A 3746-nucleotide genomic window follows, 5' to 3' on the forward strand; every position below is an offset into this window, starting at 1 on the left:
GCAGGATCGGGTAGCCGTCCGACGCCGGGTCGGCGCCCAGCTGGTCCAGCTTGGCGCGGACGATGCCCTCGAGCACCGGGTTGACGGCCTCGAGGTGCGACGGGTTCGCCGCGAGGTACACATTCGTGGTCTCGCCGGTCTCGGCGGTGAAGGTGCCCTCGGTGCCCAGGTGGTACTTCACGTCGCCGGAGCCCTGCACCGAGCCGGGGATCGCCGTGCCGTCGAACTCGGAGAAGATCTGCGAGTACGACTTGCCCGCGAGATTGGCGAGCACGTTGAGGCGGCCACGGTGCGCCATGCCGATGCAGACCTCCTGCACGCCCGCGACGGCGGCGGAGGACATGACGGCGTCGAGCAGCGGGATCAGCGACTCTCCGCCCTCGAGCGAGAAGCGCTTCTGGCCCACGTACTTGGTCTGCAGGAACGCCTCGAAGGCCTCCGCGGCGTTGAGCCGGCGCAGGATCCGCAGGTGCTCCTCGCGGCTGGGCTTGGTGTACGCGGTCTCGAGCCGCTCCTGCAGCCACGCGCGCTGCGTGCGGTCGGCGATGTGCATGTACTCGACGCCCACCGTGCGGCAGTACGCATCGCGCAGGCGGCCGAGCACCTCGCGCATCTTCCACACGTTGGTGCCGCCGAAGCCGCCGGTCGCGTAGTGGCGGTCCAGGTCCCACAGCGTGAGGCCGTGCGTCTGGACGTCGAGGTCGGGGTGCTTGCGCAGCCGCGTCGAGAGCGGATCGACGTCGGCCATGAGGTGGCCGCGCGCACGGTACGAGTGGATGAGCTCGGCGATGCGGGCGGGCTTGGCCGCCTCGGCCGCTTCGTTGGTGGCCGAGTCCTGCACCCACCGCACGGGCTCGTACGGCACGCGCAGCGCCACGAAGACCCGGTCCCAGAAGCCGTCGAGGCCCAGGAGCTTCTTGTGCACGAGGGACAGGAACTCGCCCGACTGCGCGCCCTGGATCACGCGGTGGTCGTACGTCGAGGTGAGGGTGAGGACCTTCGCGATGCCCAGTCGCGCGACGGTCTCCTCGGAGGCGCCCTGGTACTCGGCGGGGTAGTCCATCGCGCCCACGCCGATGATCGCGCCCTGCCCCTGCATGAGCCGCGGCACCGAATGCACGGTGCCGATGGTGCCCGGGTTGGTCAGCGTGACGGTCGTGCCCTGGAAGTCGGAGGCCTGCAGTGCGCCGGTGCGCGCCTTGCGCACGATGTCCTCGTAGGCGCTCCAGAACCGTGCGAAGTCCATGCGGTCGGCGTCCTTGACGTTGGGCACGAGCAACTGACGTGTGCCGTCCCCCTTGTCGAGGTCGATCGCGAGACCGAAGTTCACGTGCTCGGGGGTCGCGATCGCGGGCTTGCCGTCGTCGAGCGTGTACGCCACGTTCATGCTCGGCTGCTCCGTGAGCGCCTCGATGATCGCGAAGCCGATCAGATGCGTGAAGCTGACCTTGCCGCCGCGGGTGCGTCCGAGGTGGTTGTTGACGACCGTGCGGTTGTCCATCAGGAGCTTCGCGGGGATGGTGCGCACCGACGTCGCGGTGGGGACCTCGAGGCTCGCCTCCATGTTGGAGACCACACGCGCGGCGGGACCGCGGAGCCGCTCCACGCCGTGCTTGACGTCCTTTGCGGCGAGCGCCTGGTGGTCGTGGCTCTGCAGGTACGTCGCGATCGGGGCCTGGGTGGTCGCGATCGGCTGCGTGGCCGTGGACTCGCTGTCGGCCTGCGGAGCGGGTTCGCCCACGGCGGTGGCGCCGGTGTCGGGCGACGCGGTGGCCGCGGGCATCTCCTCCGTCGCCGGCTGCTGGATCGCGGGCCGGACGTCGCGTCGCTCGGCCTGAGCGGTCGGCTCGGGCGACGCGGCTGGCGCGCTCGGAGCCGATGCGGGGGCGGCCGATGCGGCAGCGGCGGGAGTGGGGGCCGATGCGGCAGGCGTGGGTGCGGCGGGCGCTGGCGGAGCGGGCGCACTGGGCGCGGCCGCAGGAGCGGGATCCTCAGCCGGAGCGGCCGACGCGGGGCCGGTGGGAGACGGGGCGCTCGCTGCACTCGCACCCAGGATCAGAGAGGCGACCGAGGGCGCGCCTGCGGCGTGGGTCACGGTCGTGCGGTCAGTATCTGGCGCGCTGGTGTCGGGGGACACGGAGGGGCCGCTCGCTTTCTTGGCGCTCATGCGTCGGAGGACAACGGTGTACTAAGTGCATTGTCCAGCCTAATCGGGCTGGGCCCCACCATTGTCACCGCTCTTGGGACAATCGTTATGCGATGTCGCGCCGGAATGTCACGAGCCAGCCGATCGCCCCTGCTGCGACGGCGTATCCGAGCAGCACCGCGAAGCCGGCCCCGGCACTGAGCAGGTCGCCGGCGCCGAGCGTCGAGTAGAAGCTCGCGCCGGTCATCGCCTCGCCCGCCGCTCCCGGCAGGAACCGCCCCACGGGCTGCAGTGGCTCGATGAAGGCGATCGCCACGCGCAGGATCGGCTCGACGAGCTGGGTCCATCCCAGCAGCACCACGATCACGACCACCTGGTTCGTGAGCGCGGAGCCGAACCCCACCCCCACGAGGGCCCACACGATCATCGCGGCGATGCCCAGTCCGATCGATCGCCAGACCTCGCCGTCGTCGAGGAACGTGGGCTCGCCCGCGATCGCGAGCACTCCGGCTCCGACGGCGATGCCCGTCGCGATGCCGACGACCGCGTAGACGGCCGCGAACGGGATCACCGCGATGAACTTGGAGGCGATCACGCGCGCGCGGCTGGGCTCGAGCAGCACCGTGGTGTCGATGGTCCGGTGGCGGAACTCGGCAGTCACGACCAGGGCGCCCAGGATCACCGGGAACACGTAGCCGAAGGACACCGGCAGCGAGTAGATGGTCAGGGCGGTCGTGAGCGGGTCCGTCGCGACAGGCTGAGTGTCGCCGCCCGCGAACTCGTCGGCAAACGCGATCGAGAACGCCAGAGATCCTGACAGGAACGCGATGCCGCCCAGCTGGCACAGCAGCAGGACCCACCACAGGCGCGTCGAACGGAGCTTCCGGATCTCGGAGGTCAGCGCGGCGCTCATGCGATCGCCTCCCCGCCGGTCAGGCGCAGGAACACGTCCTCGAGGTTCTCCCCGCCCTCGGCCAGCCCGTGGACCTCGAGGCCGTCCGCGAAAGCGGCGGCGCCCACGTCCGCCGCCCGCGCATCGGCGATGACGGCCGTGCCGGGAGCCGTCACGGTGGCTGCGGAGGCGAAGCGACCCTCCACAAAGTCCGCGAGCCCCGGGTGGTCGGGGCTTCGCAGTGTGACGGTGGGATGCGCGAGGGATCGAAGGTCGTCGAGCGATGACTGATGGCGCAGCGAGCCCCGCGCGATGATGACCACGTCATCCACGGTCTGCTCGACCTCGGACAGCAGATGCGAGCTGAGCAGCACCGTGCCGCCGTCGTCCGCGAAGCGCCGCAGGAACGCGCGCAGCCACTTGATCCCCGCAGGGTCGAGGCCGTTGGCGGACTCGTCGAGCACCAGGACGCTGGGATCGCCCAGCAGCGCGGTCGCCAGCCCCAGGCGCTGGCGCATCCCCAGCGAATAGCCGCCCACGCGCCGGTTCGCCGCGTCCGTCATGCCCACGGCGGCCAGCACCTCGTCGCGGACCAGGCTGCGGTCCGGTTCGTCGGCCGGCAGATCCACCAGCCGGCCCTCGGCCTTCGAAACGATCTTGCTGGTCACCACGAGGACGTCGCCGTCGCGCAGCCAGGGTGCGGCGTCC

General features: G+C 71.0%; 3 protein-coding genes. All 3 read right to left on the reverse strand.

What is annotated here, in order from left to right; genetic code table 11:
- The coding region (locus tag QZ483_RS13080) for a multifunctional oxoglutarate decarboxylase/oxoglutarate dehydrogenase thiamine pyrophosphate-binding subunit/dihydrolipoyllysine-residue succinyltransferase subunit (protein WP_297084730.1) at positions 1-2167 on the reverse strand (2167 nt) is incomplete at its 3' end.
- An 85-nt stretch (positions 2168-2252) separates the two neighbouring features.
- Complete coding sequence (locus QZ483_RS13085) at positions 2253-3059, reverse strand: ABC transporter permease (RefSeq protein WP_297084732.1); 807 nt, start codon at positions 3057-3059, stop codon at positions 2253-2255.
- A partial coding sequence (locus tag QZ483_RS13090) for an AAA family ATPase (protein ID WP_297084734.1) occupies positions 3056-3746 on the reverse strand: 691 nt, incomplete at its 5' end. The genes QZ483_RS13090 and QZ483_RS13085, both read right to left, overlap by 4 nt.

Origin of the sequence: uncultured Demequina sp., assembly GCF_913055775.1 — a bacterium.
Taxonomy (GTDB): Bacteria; Actinomycetota; Actinomycetes; order Actinomycetales; family Demequinaceae; genus Demequina.